The sequence below is a fragment of the Bacillus sp. MN7755 genome (assembly GCF_054771475.1).
In genome coordinates, this window is sequence record NZ_BTRL01000008.1 from 408,562 (window position 1) to 427,007 (window position 18,446).

At 37.0% G+C, this 18,446-nt stretch carries 20 protein-coding genes and 1 other annotated feature; of the genes, 16 read left to right on the forward strand and 4 right to left on the reverse strand.

The features are described 5' to 3' along the window. Positions 1-143 precede the first annotated feature (143 nt). On the forward strand, positions 144-563 hold the full coding sequence (locus tag ACYVEC_RS09215) for a MarR family winged helix-turn-helix transcriptional regulator (RefSeq protein WP_000081435.1): 420 nt from the start codon (positions 144-146) through the stop codon (positions 561-563). Between the two features lie 137 nt (positions 564-700). Beyond that, the gene (locus tag ACYVEC_RS09220; protein ID WP_000184934.1) at positions 701-856 is read left to right on the forward strand and encodes a hypothetical protein; all 156 of its coding nucleotides are present in this window, start codon (positions 701-703) and stop codon (positions 854-856) included. A 22-nt stretch (positions 857-878) separates the two neighbouring features. On the opposite strand, the gene ACYVEC_RS09225 is transcribed toward ACYVEC_RS09220, so the two are convergent. Beyond that, positions 879-2,114 carry a dicarboxylate/amino acid:cation symporter gene (locus tag ACYVEC_RS09225; RefSeq protein ID WP_063224472.1) on the reverse strand — a complete coding sequence of 412 codons (1,236 nt, stop codon included), beginning with the start codon at positions 2,112-2,114 and terminating at the stop codon, positions 879-881. Between the two features lie 992 nt (positions 2,115-3,106). Here ACYVEC_RS09225 and ACYVEC_RS09230 point away from each other — a divergent pair. Next, entirely contained in the window at positions 3,107-4,450 is a 1,344-nt protein-coding gene (locus ACYVEC_RS09230) for a TrkH family potassium uptake protein (RefSeq protein WP_063224471.1), read from the forward strand. A gap of 33 nt (positions 4,451-4,483) precedes the next feature. Here ACYVEC_RS09230 and ACYVEC_RS09235 read toward each other — a convergent pair whose 3' ends face one another. Next, entirely contained in the window at positions 4,484-4,867 is a 384-nt protein-coding gene (locus ACYVEC_RS09235; protein WP_142332721.1) for an imidazole glycerol phosphate synthase, read from the reverse strand. Positions 4,868-5,132: 265 nt separating this feature from the next. Between ACYVEC_RS09235 and ytfJ the strand changes: the two genes are divergently transcribed. After that, a complete protein-coding gene (gene ytfJ / locus ACYVEC_RS09240) occupies positions 5,133-5,600 on the forward strand; it encodes a GerW family sporulation protein (protein WP_063224469.1) in 468 nt (155 codons plus the stop codon). A 108-nt stretch (positions 5,601-5,708) separates the two neighbouring features. Continuing rightward, complete coding sequence (locus tag ACYVEC_RS09245) at positions 5,709-5,798, forward strand: hypothetical protein (protein ID WP_000608225.1); 90 nt, start codon at positions 5,709-5,711, stop codon at positions 5,796-5,798. Between the two features lie 363 nt (positions 5,799-6,161). On the opposite strand, the gene ACYVEC_RS09250 is transcribed toward ACYVEC_RS09245, so the two are convergent. Next, positions 6,162-6,401 (reverse strand): YkuS family protein, encoded by a 240-nt coding sequence (locus tag ACYVEC_RS09250; RefSeq protein ID WP_063224468.1) that lies wholly within the window; start codon positions 6,399-6,401, stop codon positions 6,162-6,164. 125 nt (positions 6,402-6,526) lie between these two features. Further along, positions 6,527-6,766 (reverse strand): DUF3911 family protein, encoded by a 240-nt coding sequence (locus ACYVEC_RS09255; protein ID WP_000752504.1) that lies wholly within the window; start codon positions 6,764-6,766, stop codon positions 6,527-6,529. Positions 6,767-6,825: 59 nt separating this feature from the next. On the opposite strand from ACYVEC_RS09255, the gene ACYVEC_RS09260 reads away from it, so the two are divergent. The 11 genes from ACYVEC_RS09260 to hisG all read left to right on the forward strand — a co-directional run bounded on the left by ACYVEC_RS09260 (position 6,826) and on the right by hisG (position 18,438). Further along, positions 6,826-7,041 carry a hypothetical protein gene (locus ACYVEC_RS09260; protein WP_080468679.1) on the forward strand — a complete coding sequence of 72 codons (216 nt, stop codon included), beginning with the start codon at positions 6,826-6,828 and terminating at the stop codon, positions 7,039-7,041. 141 nt (positions 7,042-7,182) lie between these two features. Then, entirely contained in the window at positions 7,183-8,079 is an 897-nt protein-coding gene (gene ilvE / locus ACYVEC_RS09265) for a branched-chain-amino-acid transaminase (protein ID WP_001005497.1), read from the forward strand. A gap of 16 nt (positions 8,080-8,095) precedes the next feature. Next, positions 8,096-8,323, forward strand: a binding site (T-box leader). A gap of 72 nt (positions 8,324-8,395) precedes the next feature. Then, complete coding sequence (gene ilvB, locus ACYVEC_RS09270) at positions 8,396-10,096, forward strand: acetolactate synthase large subunit (protein ID WP_098555510.1); 1,701 nt, start codon at positions 8,396-8,398, stop codon at positions 10,094-10,096. Next, positions 10,093-10,602 carry an acetolactate synthase small subunit gene (gene ilvN, locus ACYVEC_RS09275; RefSeq protein ID WP_000822948.1) on the forward strand — a complete coding sequence of 170 codons (510 nt, stop codon included), beginning with the start codon at positions 10,093-10,095 and terminating at the stop codon, positions 10,600-10,602. The genes ilvB and ilvN overlap by 4 nt, the downstream gene beginning before the upstream one ends. A gap of 26 nt (positions 10,603-10,628) precedes the next feature. Next, positions 10,629-11,639, forward strand: coding sequence for a ketol-acid reductoisomerase (gene ilvC, locus ACYVEC_RS09280; RefSeq protein WP_063224466.1), 1,011 nt, complete (start codon positions 10,629-10,631; stop codon positions 11,637-11,639). A gap of 1 nt (position 11,640) precedes the next feature. Further along, positions 11,641-13,161 carry a 2-isopropylmalate synthase gene (leuA, locus tag ACYVEC_RS09285; RefSeq protein ID WP_063224465.1) on the forward strand — a complete coding sequence of 507 codons (1,521 nt, stop codon included), beginning with the start codon at positions 11,641-11,643 and terminating at the stop codon, positions 13,159-13,161. 77 nt (positions 13,162-13,238) lie between these two features. After that, positions 13,239-14,303 carry a 3-isopropylmalate dehydrogenase gene (leuB, locus tag ACYVEC_RS09290; RefSeq protein ID WP_063224464.1) on the forward strand — a complete coding sequence of 355 codons (1,065 nt, stop codon included), beginning with the start codon at positions 13,239-13,241 and terminating at the stop codon, positions 14,301-14,303. Continuing rightward, entirely contained in the window at positions 14,303-15,697 is a 1,395-nt protein-coding gene (gene leuC, locus ACYVEC_RS09295; protein ID WP_098555511.1) for a 3-isopropylmalate dehydratase large subunit, read from the forward strand. Before leuB ends, leuC begins: the two co-directional genes overlap by 1 nt. Then, positions 15,675-16,256 (forward strand): 3-isopropylmalate dehydratase small subunit, encoded by a 582-nt coding sequence (gene leuD / locus ACYVEC_RS09300; RefSeq protein ID WP_063224462.1) that lies wholly within the window; start codon positions 15,675-15,677, stop codon positions 16,254-16,256. The genes leuC and leuD overlap by 23 nt, the downstream gene beginning before the upstream one ends. A gap of 308 nt (positions 16,257-16,564) precedes the next feature. Continuing rightward, complete coding sequence (gene hisZ / locus ACYVEC_RS09305; RefSeq protein ID WP_063224461.1) at positions 16,565-17,827, forward strand: ATP phosphoribosyltransferase regulatory subunit; 1,263 nt, start codon at positions 16,565-16,567, stop codon at positions 17,825-17,827. After that, positions 17,803-18,438 (forward strand): ATP phosphoribosyltransferase, encoded by a 636-nt coding sequence (gene hisG / locus ACYVEC_RS09310; protein ID WP_098555513.1) that lies wholly within the window; start codon positions 17,803-17,805, stop codon positions 18,436-18,438. The genes hisZ and hisG overlap by 25 nt, the downstream gene beginning before the upstream one ends. Positions 18,439-18,446: the final 8 nt, after the last annotated feature.

The following is an 18,446-nucleotide window of genomic DNA, read 5'->3' on the forward strand; positions in this document are numbered from 1 at the left end:
GGAAATTCAACTTTATTGTATCATGAAATATATATTAAAAAACTACGAATTATGGGAAAATAAAGTGACAAAAAGTAAGATTTCATGTAAAATTATTAATAAGGTTTTTATTTAACCAAATGAAATAAAAGGGGCTGTCAAAGTTGTCTCAAAATCGAGAACAATTAATGGAAGAACTATCGACAAATGTTTTTGCTATGTTCCGCACGTTGCGTAATGATATTGGAAAAATATTTGGTGGTTACATACCGTGGAATGAGTTCATCGTCCTTAGAATATTGAATCGTACGAATAAAGAAATGGTATCACGTGTAGCGAATGAGTTAAATGTGTCGAATAGTCATATTACAGCTGTTACAGAAAAATTAATTAATAAAGGTTTTGTAACTCGTTCACGTTCTACGTCAGATCGTCGAGTTGTATATTTGGAGATTACAGAACAAGGAAAAGATTTAGTTGCGAAAATGGAAGACGCGAAAAAACAATATTTACAAGAAAGATTTTCTACGCTTTCAGAAGAAGAAATGAATATAATGATATCTATTTCTAAAAAACTTATTTAAGTTATTACAAGCAAGAAAACGCTTACGTAGTGATGGAGAAGACCTTCCTTATATGAGGAAGGTCTTCTTTCATATGTAAAAGATTATAAAAAAGAAAATATGTAACATACTACTAGTAAAGGAAAGGGGGCAAAAATATGACAAATCGAAATGGTAGTAAAGGGAGCGGAAATCAAGGCTCACCGAGATCAGGGCAATTTCAGCAAGAGTTTAGTGCTGAATTTGAGACTGGTAATGATAACAAAGGAAAAGAATATCGTTCGAAAAAAGGAAGTAAATCAAAAAAGGAGTGAATCATTTCACTCCTTTTTTGATTTAAGATGCTGCAGATTGATCAGTATTATATTTTTCTTCTGATTTTGCGACAATCATTGCGCAAATTGCATCACCAGAAATATTTACAGCTGTTCTTGACATATCTAGAATGCGGTCAATACCGATAATTAGGGCAATACCTTCTACTGGTAGATTTACTTGATTTAAAACCATCGTCAGCATTACAAGTCCAACACCTGGTACACCAGCAGTACCGATACTAGCTAGTACAGCAGTTAATACGACCATAGCTAATTGTGGTAATGTAAGTTCAACGCCATATACTTGAGCAATAAATACAGTTGCTACACCTTGCATAATAGCTGTACCATCCATATTAATCGTTGCACCGAGTGGTTGGACAAAAGAGCTGATCGCTTTTGGAACTCCAAGCTTCTCTTGTGCTGTTTTCATTGCAAATGGAAGGGACGCGTTAGAACTAGATGTACTAAATCCAATTGCCATTACTGGTCCGAAATGTTTAAAGAACCGGACAATACTTTCTTTTGCTAATACCTTTAATAAGCCGCCATATACAAAGACCCCGTGAATAATGAGTACTAACATAACGACAATCATATACTTGAACATCGCAGCGACGCCTGCAAGACCCATTTTACCAACGGAAGAAGCGAGCAAGCCAAATGTTCCGATTGGAGCTAATTTCATAACGAGATTAACGAGATACATCATTAATTCGTTGCCCTGTTCAAGTAATGAATGGATACCTTGAACTCGTTTTCCTAAAATAGCTATACCGAGTCCAATCAATACAGCGAAGGCAATAATTTGTAACATGTTTCCATCAGCCATTGCTTTTGCCGGATTATCTGGTACGATATTTAGCAATGTATCGACGAAAGATGTTTCGGTTTTTGCACCTTCATACTTAAGCCCTTCTGTTTTAAAATTACCGCCAGCTCCCGGCTTTATAATAAGTGCAAATGTAACCGCGATAGAGATGGCAACTGCTGTTGTTACGAGGAAGAATGAAATTGATTTTAAACCAATTCTTCCGAGTTGCTTCGGATCTCCAAGACCAGCAGCTCCCAGTACGATAGAAATAAATACAACAGGAACAACTAGCATTTTAATGAGTCGAATAAACAATTGACCAAGTGGATTGAACACATATTGATTTAATGGATCAAAAATGGATGGAGCAGCTAAATTTAGAGTGAGTCCGACAACTAGACCGAGAAATAATGCAATTAAGATTGCTTTTGTTTGTTTCAATAAAATCCCCCCTTATTTTTTGTAAAATAGCTTTCTACATTAATTGTACCGAAAAAATACCTATTTTGACAATATTTTCTGAATATTTCGTATAAAAATATCTATTTTAATGTAGAAGGAGTTAAATTTTGTATTTGAAAAACAAAATAGGCCATCACATTGGATGGCCTAGGGAAGGGGACAATTTATGTCAATTTAATTAGGGATGGAAGCTACTCAAAGACACTGGGGAATGTCTTGTAAATTAGGGAGGAATAGCTTCGATACATATACTATAAAAGGTAAGTGTGACCGTGGTGTGAACATAGAGTGAAAGAGAGAGGGAGTTTTAAATAGAAGATAGAGTAAACAAAAAAATAAGACCATCACATATGATGGCCTAAGGAAGGGGACAATTTATGTCAATTTAATTAGGGATGGAAGCTACTCAAAGACACTGGGGAATGTCTTGTAAATTAGGGAGGAATAGCTTCGATACATATACTATAAAAGGTAAGTGTGACCGTGGTGTGAACATAGAGTGAAAGAGAGAGGAAGTTTTAAATAGAAGGTAGTAGAATAGACAAAAAATAAGACCATCACATATGAGATGGCCTAAGGAAGGGGACAATTTATGTCAATTTAATTAGGGATGGAAGTTGTTCAAGACACGGGGGAATGTCTTATAAATTAGGGAGGAACAACTTCGATACGTATACTATAAAAGGTAGATGTGACCCTGATGTGAACATAGAGTGAAAGATATGAGGAGTTAAGAAATGATACATACAAAATGATTGTTGCGAGATTTGTAGAATAAGAAGAAATATAATAGAAAGTGTCTTGTCATAAAATGAAGTGAAATTCGAGTATAAATAAAAGTTGTAATCTATGAAAAAAAGGATTATGCTCAACTATATTGTAAGAATATGAGGTTTATCCGACTATTTGAAGGCTCTTAAAAGCCTTTATTTATGAAGGAAAAGCTGCACTTTATTAAGGGAGTTAGTGATATGGAAGTAACAAAAAGACAAGGGCTGTATAATCGTTTTATACGATTAAACCCACCACAAATATTAGCATTAGGTTTTTTCTGCTTAATTGTGGTGGGCGGTTTGTTATTAAAGTTACCATTCGCAACGAAAGTACATATTAGTTGGGTAGATGCTTTCTTTACGGCAACGTCAGCAGCAACTGTAACGGGTTTGGGAGTAGTAGATACTGCCAGTACGTTTACGATGTTTGGCGAAATTGTTATTATGTTTTTAATTCAAACAGGTGGTCTAGGTCTTATGACGATTGCCATTTTAATTGTTTGGGTATTAGGTAAAAAAATTGGTTTACGCCATCGCTTATTAATTGGAGAGGCATTTAATCAGACAAATATAGGTGGTCTCGTAAAATTAGTAAAACGTGTCTTTATATTTTCAATTTGTATTGAGTTTATTGGAGTTATCTTTTTATCGTTTCGCTTTATTCCAGAGTTTGGCTTTGGAAAAGGTATACACTATAGTATTTTTCACGTTATTGCATCTTATAATAATGCTGGATTTGCTCTATGGCCGGATAATTTAACAAGGTATGTAGGAGATCCTATTATTAATATTGGGATTTGCTCTTTAATCGTAATAGGTGGTCTCGGTTTCACTGTATTAATTGATATATGGTATAGCCGTAGTTTTCGAAAACTATCACTTCATTCAAAAATAATGATTGTTGGAACAGTAGCGCTAAATGTTATAGCGATGATTGTGATTTTTGTATTGGAATATAATAATGTGAAAACGTTAGGGAATTTATCTTTAAATGAAAAATTATGGGCTTCTTTCTTCCAAGGTATTACTCCTCGTACTGCTGGATTTAATACAGTTGACTACGGGGGTATGGAAGAGTCATCTATATTATTTACAATGGTTTTAATGTTTATTGGTGCAGGAAGTGTATCAACGGGTGGAGGGATTAAATTAACAACGTTTGTTATTTTAGTTACATCTGTCCTTTCTTTCTTTAGAAAGAAAGAGGAAATCGTTTTATTTCAGCGCACAATTAAAATATCGACAGTAACGAGAGCTTTAGCAATTGCTGTTGCCAGTCAAATCCTCATTTTTGCAGCAGTATTTGTATTAATGCTTACAGAAAACTTCAGTTTTATTCAGTTACTATTTGAAACAATCTCAGCGTTTGGTACAGTAGGTTTAACGATGGGGATTACTGCCAAGTTATCAGCGTTTGGAAAATGTATTATTATGTTTGTTATGTTTTGTGGATTAATCGGACCGTTAACACTTGTCTTTTCTTTAGCACGACCAGCAAAACAAAAAATAAAATATCCATCAGAAGATGTATTTACAGGATAAGGTATCCCGCATAAGCGAGATACCTTTTTCTTTTTAAAAAAGGGAGAACAATAAACCGATAAGCGCTACTCGGAATAAAATTGCAATGAGTGCTGCAATTCCGCCGACAATCGCAGCGATACCACCAGTTACAGTAGCTCCGCGATTATAAGCGTAAATCCCTAGTAATACAGAAACAAGACCAAATAATGTTGGGAAGGTAAATAGTGATAAGATAGATAAGGCAAGAGCGATAAAGCCAGCAGTTGATCCAGCGGCAGACGATCTTACATCATCTTTATTATCTTTTTCATCGTAATCATAATCAATGCGCTGTGGTGCAACCTCAGCTGCATATTCTTCTTTATAGTCACTATCTATTCTATCTCTTTTTTTATACTCATCAAATTTCTCAGTCAAAGTCATGACTCCTTTCATAACAAGGTTCAATAGTAGTATGTATCTCTTTATCTTTTTTATCCCGCTTTAATGGGCAGTAAGACCCCCACCTCAAAATTCAGCGAAAGCAAAGAAGTTAGGTGGGGGATCAACTGCCCATAAAAGTCCGATTGGTGAGGGCTAATAATCAGTGGGGGATGAAGAAAACCCCCACTGATTAAAGTTTCACTTTATCCGAGTATGTACAGGGAGTAATATCCATCTAGTAGGAGGAAATTGTTTTTTTGAAATAGGAAAAGTTAGTATGACTTCCTCTATTTTGGAAAGTATAAAAAGGAATAATGAGGAAAGGGTGCAATACATAATGGAACATCCAATTGAAAATTTAATGAAAACAGCAATGACAAATTTAAAAGAGATGGTAGATGTAAATACGATTGTTGGAAGTCCAGTTTCAACAGCTGATGGAAATGTAGTATTAACAGTATCTCAAGTGGCTTTTGGTTTTGGTGCCGGTGGAAGTGACTTTAAAGGTAATTTTATTTCCGAAAAACATAATAACGGACAAGGACAGCATAAAGAGAACAAGCAAGCTCATCCGTTTGGAGGCGGAAGCGGGGCTGGGGTTTCTATTAGCCCAGTTGCCTTTTTAGTAGTTGGTTCTAACGGTGTGCAAGTATTGCACCTCAATAGTAGTACGCATTTAATTGAGAAGGCTTTAAATACTGTACCAAGCACTGTAGATAAATTTGTAAATAATCGTCAAAAGTGAACTTGCATTTTTTAGGAATTATGATATATTAGAAAAAGTGTGCTTTATGATGATCGGAATAATTGAACTGTAAATATATATGATGTGTGGAATAAGGGAGAGGAATTTATGATTAATATCAAAAACTTAGTAGTTGGCTTATGTATGTTAGTAAGCGGCTTTGTTGTATATGTAATAAAAGAAAAAGCTCCATTCTAAAACAGACAAACCGTTACTGTCTGTTTTAAATTTGTAAAAAATGTTGACAAGTTATGATATTGGTGTTATAATTTTAATTCGTGTCTCGGTTACAGCTAGTGTAAAGTAAATAAATCTTATGAATATAATACGAAAAGTTTGCGAAAGATCGGGTAGTCTTACCAACAACTTTTGTGAACAAACCCTATAAATTATAATTGTAGGCTTTATAGGTATACTAGTGAATCAAGGAGCGGTCAGTGGAACCGTAATGATGAGAGAGAGGTAGGGCTTTCATCCAGTATATGTTACTTTCCCGTTAGGTGAATATAAAAAAGAGGACTCCTTTTTAAAAGGAGTCCTCTTTCTATTTTTATAATAAATTTAAGTGCGGCTCGCAACTTGCTGACAAATTTCATCCGTTGTTAAACCGTGAGCTGTAATTACCGATCCCTTAATTGATGCATCTGCGATCCCCATCATATTGGAATCTTGTCCAGTTACAACACAACAATCGCAACCTTGTGCATCCTGTTCTGAATTAAGGGTAACAATTTCATGTCCCTGTTGCTTAAGAGCGTGCTGAACATCTGTTAATGAGTTTTCAACGCCGATTCTAGCCATAATTCTCACCTCCTACCATCTAGTTGCTAGTATGCTCAAGTACATCGCATATATTTATGCAAAGACGGTAGGAAGCATATATTTATCTGTTATTTACGGGTAGTCTGATTAAAGTATCACTTTATTTAGTCGTTATATACACCAGTAAGCATTTGGCTTACGAATTGATCGTTTAAAGTATCTTGGGCGGAAGAAGTATTTGAATGGATGTCGATTGAAGCAATAAAATTGTTATGTTCTTTATTATTTGGTTCTACCTCTACATAATTATCGAATTTACAAAAACCTTTCGTATCCATTAGATCAAATAGTTGAAGCATTTCTACTACCTCTTGTCTCGTTCCTTTAATTTGTACACACGCCATATTGATTTCCTCCTTCATTTTGACAAATTGTTTTTTAAAAATAGGATTATGATTCCGAAATGAAAAATATGAATGTTATTTTTAGACAGCGTTATTTTTATTATTTTCCCCCTTTTTCAGCAAAAGTCGTTGTATATTCCCGAATTTGTAAAAACGGACGTCCGTTTATTGAATACAATAGATTCGTATCAATTGAAGAAAATCCTTCTTTTAAACAAATATTTTTTTTAGTGGAAATTGGCGAAAAAAATTTTTTGACTTTTTGTAAACGTTAACAATGTTGTTAAATCAATATAATTAAAGATGTACGTACGAATAAAAATTATAAATTTTCTAAAAATTCACTTGATTTATTTAGAAAGGAGAGTAAACTAGGAAACAATAAAAAATTCATAGAACATAGGAGGCGCTTTCCAGTGAACGAGCAATGGATTTTCTTAAATGGAGAATTTGTTCCAAAAGACGAGGCAAAAGTATCAGTATATGATCATGGTTATTTATATGGAGATGGAGTATTTGAAGGAATTAGAGTCTATAGCGGTAATGTTTTCCGTTTGAGAGAGCATCTTGTCCGGTTATATGAATCAGCAAAATCCATCATGTTAGAAATTCCATATTCTTTAGATGAAGTAACGAATATTGTTGTTGAGACGATTCGACAAAATAAATTATCTAATGGATACATTCGCCTAGTTGTATCGAGAGGAGCAGGAAATCTTGGGTTAGATCCTGATTCTTGTAAGAAACCGAATGTAGTAGTAATTGCAGAGCAACTATCTTTATTCCCGCAAGAATATTATGAAAAAGGGATTCCGGTTGTAACAGTTGCAACGCGCCGAAACCGTCCAGATGTATTGTCGCCTCAAGTAAAATCTTTAAATTACTTAAACAATATTTTAGTTCGCATCGAAGCGAAATTGGCTGGAGTACAAGAAGCGCTTATGTTAAATGATCAAGGATACGTAGCTGAAGGCTCAGGAGATAATGTATTTATTGTAAAAGGAAATAAATTAATTACACCACCAAGTTCTGCTGGAGCGTTAGAAGGTATTACACGAAACGCTATTTTAGAAATCGGTGAAAAACTTGGATATGACGTTAGAGAAGAGTTATTTACAAGACATGATGTATATGTAGCCGATGAAGTATTTTTAACAGGAACGGCTGCGGAAGTAATTGCTGTTACGACAGTAGATGGTAGAACGATTGGTTTAGGGCAAACAGGTCCACATACGAATCGTTTATTAGAAGAATTCCGAAAGTTAGTTATAGAAGATGGAGAGAAGATCTACGAAGAAAATAAAGTTGGATAACAACTTTTTATAACATAAGAAAGCGTTGAGAGGGAGGAGTAGTTGATTGTGAAGCCTCACAGAGAGTCGGTGGTTGCTGAAAACCGATGGTTCACGTCGACGAACATCGCCCTTGAGTGCTAAGCTAAAGCATTTGTCTAGGCTTAGACGGTAGCTCCGTTATTAGCTAGACTCATTTATGGGTCACTGAGGCAAGAGTATTCTTGCAAAGAAGGGTGGTACCGCGAAATCTTTCGTCCCTTCAGCACATAGCTGGAGTGTGGACGTAGGATTTTTTTTATTGATAAAAGTTTTAAAAAGGGGGTTTATAAGAACAATGTCTTCAAAAACGGAAGAGAAACTGGCAACTGGTGCACAGCTATTGTTAGAAGCGCTAGAAAAGGAAGGAGTAGAAGTGATTTTCGGTTATCCTGGTGGTGCTGTTTTACCTCTTTATGATGCACTCTATCACTGTGAAATTCCGCATATTTTAACAAGGCATGAACAAGGTGCTATTCACGCTGCTGAAGGGTATGCCAGAATTACTGGCAATCCAGGGGTTGTAATTGCAACGAGTGGACCAGGTGCTACAAATGTGATTACAGGTCTAGCAGATGCGATGATTGATTCATTACCACTTGTAGTATTTACAGGGCAAGTAGCAACAACATTAATTGGAAGTGATGCTTTTCAAGAAGCGGATATTATGGGGCTTACGATGCCGGTGACAAAACATAACTATCAAGTGCGAAAGGCTTCAGATTTACCTCGAATTATTAAAGAAGCATTTCATATTGCTAGAACAGGAAGACCAGGCCCAGTCGTTATTGACCTTCCGAAAGATATGGTAGTAGAGCAAGGAGAACGATGTAGTGACGTACAAATGGATTTACCAGGATACAACCCAAATTATGAACCGAATCTACTCCAAATAAACAAACTATTACAAGCAATTAGGGCTGCAAACAAGCCGTTAATTTTAGCTGGAGCAGGTGTATTGCATGCGAAAGCATCGAAAGAATTAACAAGTTTTGCTCGTAAATATGAAATTCCTGTTGTGCATACATTACTTGGTCTTGGTGGGTTTCCGCCAGATGATGAACTTTTTCTAGGGATGGGAGGAATGCATGGTTCTTACACAGCTAATATGGCGTTATACGAATGCGACTTACTCATTAATATAGGTGCGAGGTTCGATGATCGTCTTACTGGAAATTTATCTTATTTTGCTAAAGAGGCGACTGTTGCGCATATCGATATTGATCCAGCAGAAATCGGAAAAAATGTTCCGACTGAAATCCCTATTGTTGCAAGTGCTAAGCGAGCATTGGAAGTATTACTTCAATCAGAAGGGAAGAAAGAAAATCATCATGAATGGCTCTCTTTATTAAAGAGTAGAAAAGAAAAGTATCCACTATCTTATAAACGAAATTCGGAGAGCATTAAGCCGCAATACGCAATTGACATGTTATATGAAATTACGAAAGGAGAAGCCATTGTAACAACAGATGTTGGGCAACATCAAATGTGGGCAGCACAATATTATCCGCTCAAAACTCCAGATAAATGGGTAACTTCAGGAGGACTAGGAACGATGGGATTCGGATTTCCAGCCGCAATTGGTGCGCAAATTGCAAAGCCTGATGAACTAGTTATTGCAATTGTCGGTGACGCCGGATTTCAAATGACTCTGCAAGAATTAAGTGTCTTAAAAGAACATTCTTTACCCGTTAAAGTATTAATTTTAAATAATGAAGCGCTAGGAATGGTAAGACAGTGGCAAGATGAATTTTATAATCAAAGATATTCGCATTCTTTACTACCGTGCCAACCAGATTTCGTCGCTCTTGCGAATGCGTATGGCATAAAAGGAATTCGCATAGACGATCCACTTCTTGCAAAGAAGCAAATACAGCATGCGATTGAATTACAAGAGCCAGTCGTAATTGATTGCCGTGTACTTCAATCAGAAAAGGTAATGCCGATGGTTGCGCCAGGGAAAGGTGTTCACCAAATGGAGGGAGTGGAAAAAAGGTGAAGAGAATTGTTACAGCAACAGTTCGAAATCAAAGTGGTGTGTTAAACCGAATTACAGGTGTTATGACACGAAGACATTTTAATATTGAAAGTATTTCAGTAGGTCATACGGAATCATCGGACATATCGCGGATGACGATTGTTGTACATGTTGAAAATGAACAGCAAGTGGAGCAGTTAATTAAACAACTTCATAAGCAAATTGATGTTCTGAAAGTATCAGATATTACAGAAGAAGCGATGATCGCAAGAGAACTTGCACTTATTAAAGTAGCAACTTCAGTAGCAAGAGCAGAATTATATAGTTTAATTGAACCGTTTCGAGCCGCTGTAATAGATGTTGGGAAGGATTCCATAGTGGTGCAAGTAACAGGTACGCAGGAGAAAGTAGAAGCGTTAATTGAATTACTTCGTCCATACGGTTTGAAAGAAATTGCAAGAACAGGTGTAACGGCCTTTACGCGTAGTATGAAAAAGCAAGATAAGCAAGTTATGTTAATTCAATAATCATTTAAATATAGGGGGAAATGAAAATGGCGAAAGTTTATTATGAGAAAGATGTAACGGTAAATGTATTAAAAGAAAAGAAAGTAGCAATCATCGGATACGGCTCGCAAGGTCATGCGCATGCACAAAATTTACGTGATAATGGATTTGATGTTGTAGTAGGTTTAAGAAAAGGGAAGTCTTGGGATAAAGCGAAAGAAGATGGATTTTCTGTATATACAGTAGCGGAAGCAGCCGGAAAAGCTGATGTAGTAATGATTTTGCTACCGGATGAACTGCAACCAGAAGTATATGAAGCGGAAATTGCGCCAAATTTAAAGGCAGGAAATTCTCTCGTTTTTGCACACGGATTTAATGTTCACTTTGATCAAGTGAAACCACCAGCGAATGTAGATGTATTTCTAGTAGCACCAAAAGGTCCAGGACATCTTGTGCGCCGTACATTTGCTGAAGGTGGAGCTGTTCCTGCATTATTTGCAGTATACCAAGATGCAACAGGAGTTGCGACTGAAAAGGCACTTTCTTATGCCGATGGAATTGGAGCAACGAGAGCTGGTGTACTGGAAACGACATTTAAAGAAGAAACAGAAACAGATTTATTTGGAGAGCAAGCAGTGCTTTGCGGCGGAGTAACTGCGTTAGTAAAAGCTGGCTTTGAGACGTTAGTCGATGCGGGTTATCAACCTGAACTTGCATATTTTGAATGTTTACATGAACTAAAACTAATCGTTGACCTTATGTATGAAGGTGGACTAGAAAATATGAGATATTCAGTTTCAGATACAGCGCAGTGGGGCGACTTCGTATCAGGGCCACGCGTTGTAACTGAGGATACGAAGAAAGCGATGGGTGCAGTGCTAGCAGAAATTCAAGATGGTACATTTGCAAGAGGCTGGATTGCGGAGCATAAAGCAGGAAGACCAAATTTCCATGCGACAAATGAGAAAGAAAATGAACATGAAATTGAAGTAGTTGGACGTAAATTACGTGAAATGATGCCTTTCGTACAGCCGCGAGTAAAGGTAGGGATGAAATAATATGAAGCAGATTTTGTTCATGGATACGACGCTACGTGATGGCGAACAATCACCAGGAGTGAATTTAAATGAACAAGAGAAATTGCAAATTGCAAGGCAATTAGAGAGACTAGGGATTAATGTCATGGAAGCTGGCTTTGCAGCAGCTTCCGAAGGGGATTTTCAATCGGTAAAGCGCATCGCAAATACCATTCAAAATGCTACAGTTATGAGTTTAGCTAGAGCGAAGGAAAGTGATATTCGAAGAGCATATGAAGCTGTGAAAGGAGCTGTATCTCCTCGTTTACATGTATTTTTAGCTACGAGTGATATTCATATGAAATATAAACTTTGTATGTCAAAAGAAGATGTGTTAGATAGTATTTATCGCTCGGTTACGCTTGGAAGATCTTTATTTCCGACAGTGCAATTTTCTGCAGAAGATGCGACAAGAACATCAAGAGATTTTTTAGCTGAAGCAGTAGAAGTTGCGATTCGTGCAGGAGCGAATGTAATCAATATTCCAGACACAGTAGGTTATACGAACCCAGAAGAATACTATTCCTTATTTAAATACTTACAAGAATCCGTTCCTTCATATGAAAAAGCGATTTTCTCTTGTCATTGTCACGATGATCTTGGGATGGCAGTAGCAAATTCCTTAGCTGCGGTTGAAGGCGGAGCACTGCAAGTAGAAGGAACAATTAATGGAATTGGAGAAAGGGCAGGGAATGCGGCGTTAGAAGAGGTTGCGGTTGCACTTCATATTCGAAGAGATTTCTATAAAGCGGAGTCTTCTATGACACTACAAGAGATTAAATCGACAAGTACGTTAGTAAGTCGTTTAACAGGTATGATAGTACCGAAAAATAAAGCGATTGTAGGAGCAAATGCATTTGCTCACGAGTCAGGCATTCATCAAGATGGTGTTTTAAAAGAAGTGACAACATATGAAATTATTGAACCAGCGCTAATAGGCGAATCTCAAAATCTATTTGTACTTGGGAAACATTCTGGACGTCACGCGTTTACGGAAAAAATGAAAGAGCTTGGCTATGAATTTACAAACGAAGAGCGTGATGCGGTATTTGAAGCATTTAAAAAATTGGCTGATCGTAAAAAGGAAATTACTGAAGAAGATCTACGCGCGCTTATGCTTGGTGAAGCAGCATTTGCAGCACAACAATATAACATTACGCAATTGCAAGTACATTTCGTATCAAATAGTACACAATGCGCGACAGTTGTACTAAAAGATGAGGAAGGAAATGTATATGAAGATGCAGCCACTGGTTCTGGTAGTATTGAAGCGATATACAATGCGATTCAAAGAATTTTAGGATTAGAATGTGAATTGGCAGATTATCGCATACAATCTATTACACAAGGTCAAGATGCACTTGCTCATGTTCATGTTGAATTAAAAGAAGGAACGCATCAAGTATCAGGTTTTGGTGTTGCACAAGACGTATTAGAAGCGTCGGCAAGAGCATATGTCCATGCAGCAGGGAAATTAAAATCTCTTATAGCGCTTGTGAAATAAATGTTTGATAGGTGAGAGAAGCTTTCCTCACCTATCAAATTAAGGTTATGAAAATTCTGTTAAAAGGAGTGTTAAAAATGGAAAAACGTATCGTTTGTTTAGCTGGTGATGGTGTCGGCCCGGAAATTATGGAGAGTGCAAAGGAAGTATTGCATATGGTAGAGAGGCTATATGGGCATCATTTTCATTTGCAAGATGAGTACTTTGGTGGTGTGGCTATTGATTTAAATGGGCAACCATTACCACAACGAACACTTGCCGCCTGTTTAGCGAGTGATGCGGTTTTACTAGGAGCAGTTGGTGGACCAAGGTGGGATCGTGTGAAAGAAAGGCCAGAGAAAGGATTATTAGCTTTAAGAAAAGGACTTGGAGTATTTGCAAATGTTCGCCCTGTCACGGTAGAAAGCGCAACGGCACATTTATCGCCATTAAAAAAGGCTGATGAAATTGATTTCGTTGTCGTTCGTGAATTAACAGGTGGGATTTATTTTTCTTATCCGAAAGAACGAACGGACGAAGTAGCAACAGATACACTTACGTATCATCGTCATGAAATTGAACGTATCGTTTCTTATGCTTTTCAATTAGCGAGTAAGCGGAAGAAAAAAGTAACATCTATTGATAAGGCTAATGTTTTAGAGTCTAGTAAACTATGGAGAACTGTAACAGAAGAGGTAGCACTTCGATATCCAGGTGTTGAATTAGAACATATTTTAGTGGATGCCGCAGCTATGGAATTAATTCGGAATCCCGGACGGTTTGATGTAATTGTAACGGAAAATTTATTTGGGGATATTTTGAGTGACGAGGCTTCAGTATTAGCTGGATCATTAGGAATGCTGCCATCAGCTAGTCACGCGGAAAAGGGCCCTTCGCTATACGAGCCTATTCACGGATCAGCACCGGATATTGCTGGGAAAAATAAGGCGAATCCAATTGCAATGCTGCGCTCTGTTGCAATGATGCTTGGGCAATCGTTCGGATTAACGAGAGAAGGGTGTGCAATTGAAGAGGCAATTTCAGCAGTCCTTAAATTAGGAAAATGTACAGCAGATATCGGGGGGACTGAAACGACAACTTCTTTTACGAAGGCAGTTATGCAAGAAATGGAAGAGCAAGCGCTAGTAGGGAGAGGAAGATAATGGGGAAAAGGTTGCTAGATAAGCTTTGGGAAAGACACGTAGTTACGACAAATGAAAATGGATTAGATTTATTATATATCGATCTGCATCTTGTTCATGAAGTAACGTCACCGCAAGCCTTTGAAGGCTTGCGGCTTACAAATCGAACGGTCCGCAGACCAGATCTAACATTCGCAACGATGGATCATAATATTCCAACGAAAGATGTTTGGAATATTACCGATCGCATTGCGAAGCAGCAACTAGATACACTTCGGGAAAATTGTAAACAATTTCAGGTGCCATTAGCGGATATTGGAGATGAAGAGCAAGGGATCGTTCATGTTATCGGACCAGAACTAGGGCTCACGCAGCCAGGAAAAACAATTGTTTGTGGTGATAGTCATACAGCAACGCACGGTGCGTTTGGCGCGCTAGCATTTGGCATTGGTACGAGTGAAGTGGAACATGTATTGGCAACGCAAACGCTGTGGCAACGAAAGCCGAAAGCGATGGGCATTGAGTTAAACGGAAAATTACAGAAAGGCGTTTACGCAAAAGATATTATTTTACATCTCCTTTCAAAGTACGGTGTAGCAGTTGGAACTGGATACGTAATGGAATTTTACGGAGAGACGATTCAAGCAATGGAGATGGAAGAGAGAATGACACTTTGTAATATGGCAATTGAAGGAGGAGCAAAAGCGGGTATTATCGCGCCAGATGAAAAAACATTTGCTTATGTAAAAGGACGTAAATATGCACCGAGAGACTATGAAACTTTCGAGGGGAAATGGTCTGAACTTTATACAGATTCAGATGCGATTTATGATTTACATATTTCGATAGATGTTACGGATTTAGCACCGTACGTTACATGGGGAACAAATCCGAGTATGGGTGTTCGTATTGATGAGAAATTGCCAGAAAAGCATGATGTAAATGAAGAAAGAGCATTTTCTTATATGGGATTAAGCCCAGGACAAAGTACGTATGACATTCCAGTTCAGCATGTCTTCATTGGATCTTGTACAAATTCCAGGCTTTCTGATTTAGAAATCGCTGCATCTGTTGTGAAAGGGAGAAAGGTAAAAGAAGGTGTGCGAGCACTCGTTGTACCTGGATCAAAAAGAGTAAGAGAAGCTGCGATGCAAAAAGGACTACATCACATATTTGAAGAAGCTGGATTTGAATGGAGAGAACCTGGATGTTCAATGTGTCTTGGAATGAATCCAGATCAAGTACCTGAAGGAGAACATTGTGCTTCAACTTCAAATCGTAATTTTGAAGGAAGACAAGGAAAAGGAGCACGAACACATTTAGTTAGCCCAGCAATGGCGGCAGCAGCTGCGTTATATGGTCATTTTGTTGATACTAGAAAGGAGAGTTATGATGGAGCCATTTCGTATTCATAAAGGTACTGCCGCAGTACTGATGAATGATAACATTGATACTGATCAAATTATACCGAAGCAATACTTAAAGAGAATTGAAAGGACGGGATTTGGAAAGTATTTATTCGATGAATGGCGTTATGATAATAACCGCCATGAAAACCCTAATTTTCCACTTAATGCACAAGATAGAAAAGGGGCAAGTATATTAATTACAGGTGATAATTTTGGTTGCGGTTCTTCAAGAGAACATGCTCCGTGGGCGCTTGCTGATTATGGTTTCCGCGTTATTATCGCCGGAGGGTTTGCGGATATTTTTTATATGAATTGTATGAAAAATGGTATGTTGCCAATTGTAATGGATAAAGAAATGCGAGAAAAACTTGCCAAAACGGATGCGAGAGAACGAATCGAAGTAGATTTAGAGAATGAAGTCATTACAACGAGTACGCACGTGTTCCATTTTACAATCGAGAAAATGTGGAAAGAGAAATTATTAAATGGTTTAGATGAAATTAGTATTACAATGCAATATGAACAGGGAATTGTAGAGTATGAAAGGAAAGTAGCTTTATATTAAGAAATAACGGAATGTTCAAAATGTATTTACATTCAGAATTAAGTATTATATACTATGTAAAAATTAGAGGAGAAAGGGAGTAAGTATTATGAATATCGTGCAACCTATTAAAATGCTTACACAACTACATCATCATACATAAAGCCCTTGAACCTAGCGTGAAAACGTGTAGGCACAAGGGTTATTCCCGTTGTACCTACACTCTACTAAAGAGCCTTGTAGGTATTTTGTCTACAAGGCTCTTTTTATTTTCGGTTTAGGTGAATGAAATAGGCATACATTAGAAAGGGAAAGGTGTGAGAGTTTAGATGACAAAATGGAAACGAGCAAACCCAAATGGAACGAGAGATTATTTATTCGAAGAATGTACGTTAATTGAAGAAGTGGAGCAAAAATTAAGACGTACTTTTTTAGAGAGAGGTTATGAGGAAATAAGGACACCTACAATTGAATTTTATGATGTTTTTGCCTTTCAAAGCAGGCCAATAGATGAAGAAAAAATGTATAAATTTTTTGATGAAAAGGGGCGGATTATCGTCTTGCGTCCAGATATGACAATTCCTTTAGCGAGAGTGATGGGAACGCAGAGGTGGGATACGCCGCTTAAACTGACGTATAGTGGGAATGTATTTCGGGCGAATGAGTCCCTTACCGGAAAATATAATGAAATTGTGCAAAGTGGTATTGAAATTATCGGGATTGATAATGTAAGAGCTGAAATTGAATGTGTCATAAGCGTCATTCAATCACTTCAAAAGGTGAAGGTGAAATCTTTTACCATAGAGATTGGGCAAGTGCAGTTATATAAATGTATTGTAAAAAAGCTCTCCATTCATGAAGAAGAAGAGAAAGTACTTAGAACGTATATAGAAAGTAAAAATTATGCTGCTCTATCAAATTTTATTAGAGAAAAGAAATTAGATCGATGTGATGAAACCGTAAGATTACTTGAGAAATTACCAAGGCTATTTGGGAATTTAGAAGTGATTGAGGAAGCAGAAAAACTCGCCTCAAGTAATGAAATGAAAATGGCTATTGCAAGAGTGAAAGAAATATATGAAGCAATTGAAAAACTAGGCTATGGATCTTACATATCAATCGATTTAGGTATGATTCAACATTTGGATTATTATACAGGTGTTATTTTCAAAGGGTATATATATGAAATTGGAGAAGAAATTGTTAGTGGCGGAAGATATGATGAGTTAATTGGGAATTTTGGGGAAATGCAGCCGGCTGTTGGACTCGCGGTGCAAGTAAATCAAATTGTGAAGGCGCTGCAAGAGCAGCAAAAACCATATGAAAGAAAGAGAATAGATATTATTATTCATTATGAGTTAAATAGATTAGCAGAAGCGGAAAGATTACGAATTTTACTTCAAAAGGACGGGAAAAAAGTAGAGCTATCTTTATTTTCTAATGTAAACGACACCTTTCAATTTGCAAGAAAAAATCAAATAGTAACGGTCGTTGAGGCAAAGAACGAATCACTAGTGGAATATGTATGGAAAGAGAAATGGGTAGTCCAGAAGGAAGGAGAAACTTCATGCGTAACATTCAAATTGCGTTAACGAAAGGAAGATTAGAAAAACATGTGATTCCACTCTTTGAGCAGATTGGAATTGATTGTTCAGAGCTCAAAAATAAAGGACGAAAGCTTGTCTTTCAAAGTAAAAATACAGATATCTCATTTATTTTAGTGAAAGCAGTAGATGTTGCTACTTATGTAGAACATGGAGTAGCTGATATTGGGGTCGTTGGAAAAGATATTTTAATGGAAAACGAGAAAGATATTTATGAAATGTTGGATTTAGGAGTAGGCGTGTGTAAGTTTTGTGTTGCTTCTATTCCTACTTATAACCCAAAGAGCTACTGGAAGAAACGTATTGCGACGAAATATCCACATATTACTTCTAACTATTTTCATGATAAAGGGGAGGATGTAGAAATTATAAAAATAGAAGGTTCTGTAGAAATCGCTCCTATTCTTGGATTGGCAGATGCGATTGTTGATATTGTTGAAACGGGAAAAACATTACAAGAAAATGGACTCATTGTATTTGAGGAAATGTATTCTATATCTGCTCGAATGATTGTAAATAAGGCAGCATTAAAAACTAAAAAAGACGAAATATTCAGTATTATAAATGTAATGGAGCGAGAAATTTTGTCAGAAAAATAGGGGGACTT